Below are 6,437 nucleotides of genomic sequence, written 5' to 3' on the forward strand. Positions count from 1 at the left end.
GGCTTTCCGGCGAAGAAAAATGAAGAATATCGCTATACACCCATAAGTAAAGCATTAGAGCGAGAGTTTGACGGAGGTGACTTGACGAAAGCGAATATTGATGAAGAGTCAGTGCAGAATTTGCTGAATGAGGTTATCCCGGCAGATCTATCAGCTAATATACTAGTGTATGTTAACGGAGAGTTTCAACCTGCTTTTTCGCGAACTGAAAACGTGCCGGAAGGAGTTATTGTTACTTCTCTCTCTCAAGCGTATCAAAATCATAGTGAGTTAATTGATCGGTATTTCGCTCAGCAAACGGCAGATCAACCTGACTCTTTTGTTGCGCTTAATACAGCAGTAGCCCAAGAAGGATTATTTGTATACGCTCCTAAAAATACCGTAGTTGAAACTCCAACATTGGCGTACTTTATTAGTGATACTTCACAAGGTGCGAGTGTAGCGTCACCTCGCAATCTGTATATTGCTGAGCAAAGCAGTAAGTTCTCTGTAGTAGAATCGTTTTATACGCTAGGCAACGAAGCCAGCTATCAAAATGTAGTTAGTGAAATTTGGGTAGATACTAATGCCTCAGTTTACTACAACAAATTGCAACCGGAAAGCGAAAAGGCTTATCACACTGGAACTACTGAAGTGTATCAGGCTCGAGACAGCCGGTTTACCGGAGTAACTATTTCTTTACAGGGAGCCATGATTCGTAACAATTTAAACGTTGCGTCGGACGGTGAAAATTGCGAAACCCATATGTACGGGCTGTACATGTTAGATGGAAAGTCTCACGTAGATAATCATACAGCAGTAGATCATCGGCAGCCTAATTCATTTAGTAACGAATTATATAAAGGTATCATGGACGATCAGTCCAAAGGAGTCTTTAACGGGAAAGTTTATGTCCGTCAGGCTGCTCAGAAAACTAATGCCTTTCAGTCCAATGCGAATATTCTACTGACTAATGAAGCTTCTATTGACACTAAGCCTCAATTGGAGATTTGGGCTGATGATGTGAAGTGTTCCCACGGAGCTACTACCGGGCAGATTGATCAAGAGCAACTGTTTTACTTGCGAGCGCGAGGTATGAGCAAAGATCAGGCAACCGCTATTCTATTAAGAGCTTTTGCGGGTGATGTGCTGGAAAATATTGAATTAGATTTCGTGCGTCAGCAGATTGAGGCAGTAATTGACAAGCGACTGAACACCAACTTTTAACGATTTTATTATGAGTATGGAAAACACAGTAGTGTCACCCACTCAACTAGATATACAGAAAGTACGTCAGGATTTCCCCATACTTCATCAGGAAGTAAACGGCCGTCCGCTGGTGTACTTAGATAATGCCGCTACTACGCAGAAGCCACAGATAGTAGTTAATGCATTAACGCACTATTACGAGCGAGATAATGCGAATATTCACCGAGGAGTTCATACGTTAGCCGAACGGGCTACTGTAGCTTATGAAGAGACTCGGCAGGCAGTTCATCGCTTTATTAACTCTAATGAACCCGAAGAAATTGTTTTTACCAAAGGAACTACTGATGGAATTAATCTGGTAGCATCAACTTTTGGGCGAACTAACCTGAAAGAGGGGGATGATATCATCATTTCAGCAATGGAGCACCATTCCAATATTGTGCCCTGGCAAATGCTGTGCGAAGAGAAGGGAGCTAATCTGAAAGTGATTCCTGTAAACGACCGAGGCGAGATTGAGCTAGATGAGTACAAAAAACTGCTTTCTGAGCGTACCAAACTGGTAAGTGTGGTTTACGTTTCTAATTCACTTGGTACAATCAATCCTGTAGAAGAGATTATAGAGTTAGCTCATAAGCAAGGTGCGGCCGTTTTACTAGATGGTGCGCAGTCAACCGCTTACTTAGATATTGATGTACAAGCATTAAACTGCGATTTCTACGTTTTTTCCGGTCATAAAACATTTGGACCTACTGGTGTAGGAGCATTGTACGGCAAGCGTCGTCATTTAGAAAAAATGCCTCCCTATCAGGGTGGTGGAGAAATGATTAGTAGTGTAAGTTTTGAGAAGACTACCTACAATGATATTCCCTACAAGTTTGAAGCGGGCACCCCCAATATCGCTGATGTAGTCGCTCTTAAAGCAGCTATTGAGTATATTAATCAACTGGGTAAACCGGCTATGCGAGCGCACGAAGAAGAGCTATTGGAGTATGGTCATCAACGATTAGGTGAAATACCTGGTCTGAGAATGATCGGAACCGCCGAGAAAAAGATGAACGTTATTTCTTTCGTTTTTGATGATATTTTTCACTTTGATGTTGGACAAATGTTAGACGCTCGAGGTATTGCGGTACGCACTGGACACCATTGCACCGAACCGTTAATGTCGCGGTTTGGGTTGGAGGGAACGGTACGGGCATCATTTGCCGTTTACAATACGAAGGAAGAAATTGATCAATTAGATGAAGGTCTACAGCGCATAGTTAAGATGATGGGAAAATAAGTATGAGTCAGTCAGTTAACGATATACAGAACGAAATTATTGAGGAGTTTGCGCTACTGGACGGTGATCCAGAGATGACTAACTTCTATATTATGGAACTAGGGCAAAAATTGCCGCCGTTGGATGAGTCGCAGCGTACCGAAGAAAATATAGTGAAAGGCTGTCAGTCAAAGGTATGGCTGGTGCCCTCATTAGAAGGTAGCAAAATGAAGTTTGAGGCGGATAGCAATTCGGCAATTACAAAAGGATTGGTGAGTCTGCTAGTTCGAGTTTTTCAAGAGCAACCCCCTAATGATATTGTGGATGCTGATTTGTTCTTTATTGATAAAATTGGCATGAACCGATTCATTGGAACCCAACGATCGAACGGTTTTGCAGCTATGATCAAGCAGATAAAGCTAGCTGCATTAGTAAATAAGGAACGACAAGCGATAGCGAAGAGCGATCAAAAAATAAATTAGTATGAGTGATACAGTTACTACCGATACCCGAGCACTGAAAGAAAAAATTGTATCGGCAATAAAATCCGTATACGACCCTGAAATCCCGGTTGATGTTTACGAGCTAGGCTTGATTTACGAAATTAATGTCTATCCGGTCAACAATGTTTACGTACTAATGACCTTAACCTCACCGGCTTGTCCATCGGCGGAAGCTATTCCGAGTGAAATAGAAGAAAAAATTAAGACGGTTGAAGGGGTAAACGATGTTAATATTGAACTTACATTTGATCCTCCCTACACGCAAGACATGATGTCAGAAGCCGCTAAACTTGAATTAGGATTTCTTTGAAGAATGAATAACGATTGGTGAATGATGACTAAAGTAAACTTGAAACAAGAGAGAGATGAAACGGTTGAAGGTCACCCAATGGGTTCTGGAATAATTAACAATTTCAGCCATTCAACAATTAGCAATTTGACAATCAAGTTATAGAATAATAATTATCATAAAATAAAATTGAATAAATATGTATCCTCCTGACTTAGTAGCACCCATGCGTACCGATTTAACTTCCGCTGGGTTCACTGAATTAACTACTTCCGAAGAAGTTACTAATCATTTAGAAGATCATAAAGGCACCACACTGATGGTGATTAACTCCGTTTGTGGCTGTGCTGCCGGTGCGGCGCGTCCGGGTGTAAAATTGGCACTTAGCCATTCTGAAAAGAAGCCTGATAAATTAACCACAGTATTTGCTGGAGTAGATCAGGATGCAGTGGCTAAAGCTCGGGAGTATACGCTACCGTATCCACCATCTTCGCCCGCAGTTGCTTTGTTTAAAGACGGTGAGCTGATTCACTTCGTGGAACGTCACCATATTGAAGGTCGGTCGGCTCAGATGATTGCTGAGCATCTGCTCGATGTATTTGATGAGTATTGTTGACAATGCGTTCTTGCGTTTGGGTGTTCGATTATTCATGATAGTCTGAACACCTGAACACTTGATTATCAGCTCATAAAATAAAGATAAATGGACAATCGATTTAAAGAATTTGAGCAACGGGTTAATCGCTCCTTAACTGAAATGAAAGCACAAATCAGTGCGCTTCACCAAACAACTGGAACCCTTAAAGAATCGTTTGATGATTTCGATGCTGAAATGATCGAGTTTATGAAGTTTATGGCTGAACATGTATCTGACCATGAAGATCGTTTAAAGCGAATTGAGAAACATCTCGATTTGGAGTAATATTTCACTTTCTTTATCAAAAAGAAAATCTCGTTCTAAACTCTTCCATTTCATCTAGCAAAGAACGCTCTTCCCAGCGAGAAATAAAGTTAAATAGCTTTAGGTCCGTATCTACTGAGAGTTCGCGTAATCCTAGATGACGGTTAACGAAAATGAATTCCAGATCAAAATAAATCGCCTTCACCACATCGATAATATCGAGAACCTGGAAGTTCTTGTCTACCAAATTATAGGTGTCGGAGGGCATATCAGTATTAAGTAGTTTTACTAAGGTTTCGCCAACTCGCTGCACGCTTACAAAAGCCCTTCGCTGCTTTCCATCACCGTGAATAGATACTCTGCGCCGGAAATTTGCCTCAAACATAAATCGATTTATTACTGCATCGAAGCGCAGGCTTTTATTATATCCGTAAACATTTCCACAACGAATGATGTAAGTAGGTAACTTCGGAAAAAGTCGCTGAACGTGTTCTTCGCCTCGCAGTTTAGAAATGCCGTAGATCGTTTGGGGATTGGGCGTAGTATCTTCACCCGCATGCGCTGACCCGTACACCGATGTACTGCTCACATAGATCAGTTTCTTTACTTGAGGGGCATCTTCAATAGCGTAAACTAGCTCAGCAGTACCCCAATGATTGGTTTGCTCGTAGGCATGACCATCGGTAGTAGCAAACGGGGTAACTACTTTAGCTGCTAAGTGATAAATTACATCAGCCTCTTGTACTACCGACCGAAGCCGACGCGTATCCAACAGTTCACCGTGGACAAACTCAATGTTAAGTGTATTATCGGTGCGTTTGTAGAGAGAGTGACCTAGGAACGCATTGTAGTTGTCTCGGGAGAGGTTATCGTAAATGATAATGCGAGATACCGAATGGTCTTTCACTATCTCAGCTACTAACTGAGTTCCGACGTACCCTGCACCTCCAGTGATTAAAACAGTCATATGTCTACGATGATTGGGCTAAATCAGTATTCAATCCGCACTCCACTTTATTCATGCCGTACCAGCGGGCTTCCCGTTCGTGCATTTCAGGATCAGGTTTTTTGGTACACGGCTCACAACCAATACTGGAGTAACCTTTGGCATCTAGCGGATGACGGGGTAGATCATATTCTCGAAGATAGGCGAAAACTTCTTGAATCGACCAATCTAACATCGGGTGAAAGCGCAAAACATCATGCGGAGCCGGTTGCTCTAGTTTCATAGCTTTTCGTACTAAACTTTGGTCAGCGCGCACCCCGTTAATCCATACATCGTAGCTCCGAAGTACATCTTCCATTGGCTGAGTCTTATTCAAAAAGCAGCAGTAGTCAGGATCAGAAGTGAAAAGTAAATTGCCATCAGCATCCCGCTGTTGGTGCTTAGGAACCACGGGGTTTAGCCGGATAATATTTAAACCAAGCTCTTCAGAAATTCTATCGACGAAAGCTACTGTTTCGGGAAAATGGTAGCCGGTATTAAGAAAATAGACCGGAATGCCACGATCAATGCGAGAAAGCATATGAAGTAGAACCAAGCTATGAGATTGAAATGATGAGCTGGTAAATAGTTTTTTGCCCTCTTGCTGATAAGTTCGGATGCGGGTGTGTATTTCTTCAAAAGTCATACGGAGCTTACGGATAAATAGGCTTCAAAGTTAGCAAAAAAGGGTTAGTGAATGCTAGCCCTCAGAGAACTCAGTAAATTAACTCCGAAAGTTTGAGTTTTAGTATAGCGAAACGTACTTTGGTCGCTGTACTCAAACCGAAAGACATATTGGTTAAAGACCTTCGAGCTGTGCGAAAATACGTTCCGTAGAGGCCATCTTAAGAATGTCTGTAGGGGTTCGGTCTTATTCCTTACTCCGATAGTTGTTGACGATAATTGGAAACGGTTAAAACTCAAATACTACTAAATATTTAGCACCATTTCTCAGGCGTGGCTTTTATTTACTATACCATCCTAGCTCTTTTAAGCTTCTCACATTCGGTCGTAAGCTTGGTTATTTTTAAAGCCCACGTAAAAAGCGACTGCGGTACCAATAACTGACACGGGCATCTATGGAATCTTAACTGAGATGTATCCGAATTGGTATAAAAATGCAATGCTACCCATTAAGGCTAGTCACCAAAGAATATGGTGTCCTGACCAACTCAACTAATTAATCTTCTTACACTGATGTCTTTACCTACAATCATGGTGAAACAGGGTTATTCGGTTTGTTGCAGTTGATACACTTGCTTCAAAAGTAGCTTTTTTGGTGTTAATGGAACTACCGACATCATAAATTT

The 6,437-nt window shown here is 41.7% G+C and carries 8 protein-coding genes; 6 read left to right on the forward strand and 2 right to left on the reverse strand.

Annotated features, from left to right (window positions below; translation table 11 throughout):
• The 6 genes from sufD to WBA23_RS06550 all read left to right on the forward strand — a co-directional run.
• Window positions 1-1,206, forward strand: a 1,206-nt coding sequence (gene sufD, locus WBA23_RS06525) for a Fe-S cluster assembly protein SufD (protein WP_424581447.1), incomplete at its 5' end; no start/stop codon positions are given.
• 16 nt (window positions 1,207-1,222) lie between these two features.
• Window positions 1,223-2,470 (forward strand): SufS family cysteine desulfurase, encoded by a 1,248-nt coding sequence (locus WBA23_RS06530; RefSeq protein WP_424581448.1) that lies wholly within the window; start codon window positions 1,223-1,225, stop codon window positions 2,468-2,470.
• 2 nt (window positions 2,471-2,472) lie between these two features.
• Window positions 2,473-2,931 carry a SufE family protein gene (locus tag WBA23_RS06535; RefSeq protein WP_424581449.1) on the forward strand — a complete coding sequence of 153 codons (459 nt, stop codon included), beginning with the start codon at window positions 2,473-2,475 and terminating at the stop codon, window positions 2,929-2,931.
• Window position 2,932: 1 nt separating this feature from the next.
• On the forward strand, window positions 2,933-3,262 hold the full coding sequence (locus tag WBA23_RS06540; RefSeq protein ID WP_424581450.1) for a DUF59 domain-containing protein: 330 nt from the start codon (window positions 2,933-2,935) through the stop codon (window positions 3,260-3,262).
• A gap of 178 nt (window positions 3,263-3,440) precedes the next feature.
• Window positions 3,441-3,857: a BrxA/BrxB family bacilliredoxin gene (locus WBA23_RS06545; RefSeq protein ID WP_424581451.1), complete on the forward strand. Its 417-nt coding sequence runs from the start codon at window positions 3,441-3,443 to the stop codon at window positions 3,855-3,857.
• Between the two features lie 87 nt (window positions 3,858-3,944).
• Window positions 3,945-4,163 (forward strand): hypothetical protein, encoded by a 219-nt coding sequence (locus WBA23_RS06550; RefSeq protein WP_424581452.1) that lies wholly within the window; start codon window positions 3,945-3,947, stop codon window positions 4,161-4,163.
• A 16-nt stretch (window positions 4,164-4,179) separates the two neighbouring features.
• Here the strand turns inward: WBA23_RS06550 and WBA23_RS06555 are convergent, their stop codons facing one another.
• Entirely contained in the window at window positions 4,180-5,109 is a 930-nt protein-coding gene (locus tag WBA23_RS06555) for an NAD-dependent epimerase/dehydratase family protein (RefSeq protein ID WP_424581453.1), read from the reverse strand.
• A 4-nt stretch (window positions 5,110-5,113) separates the two neighbouring features.
• On the reverse strand, window positions 5,114-5,773 hold the full coding sequence (locus WBA23_RS06560) for a phosphoadenylyl-sulfate reductase (RefSeq protein WP_424581454.1): 660 nt from the start codon (window positions 5,771-5,773) through the stop codon (window positions 5,114-5,116).
• Window positions 5,774-6,437: the final 664 nt, after the last annotated feature.

It is taken from the genome of Tunicatimonas sp., from assembly GCF_049647865.1.
Taxonomy (GTDB): Bacteria; Bacteroidota; Bacteroidia; order Cytophagales; family Cyclobacteriaceae; genus Tunicatimonas.

Coding starts and splice junctions, on each gene's coding strand:
- WBA23_RS06555 (WP_424581453.1), bottom strand. CDS start 5,109: ATGACTGTTTTAATCACTGGAGGTGCAGGGTACGTCGGAACTCAGTTA.
- WBA23_RS06550 (WP_424581452.1), top strand. CDS start 3,945: ATGGACAATCGATTTAAAGAATTTGAGCAACGGGTTAATCGCTCCTTA.
- WBA23_RS06540 (WP_424581450.1), top strand. CDS start 2,933: ATGAGTGATACAGTTACTACCGATACCCGAGCACTGAAAGAAAAAATT.
- WBA23_RS06560 (WP_424581454.1), bottom strand. CDS start 5,773: ATGACTTTTGAAGAAATACACACCCGCATCCGAACTTATCAGCAAGAG.
- WBA23_RS06545 (WP_424581451.1), top strand. CDS start 3,441: ATGTATCCTCCTGACTTAGTAGCACCCATGCGTACCGATTTAACTTCC.
- WBA23_RS06535 (WP_424581449.1), top strand. CDS start 2,473: ATGAGTCAGTCAGTTAACGATATACAGAACGAAATTATTGAGGAGTTT.
- WBA23_RS06530 (WP_424581448.1), top strand. CDS start 1,223: ATGGAAAACACAGTAGTGTCACCCACTCAACTAGATATACAGAAAGTA.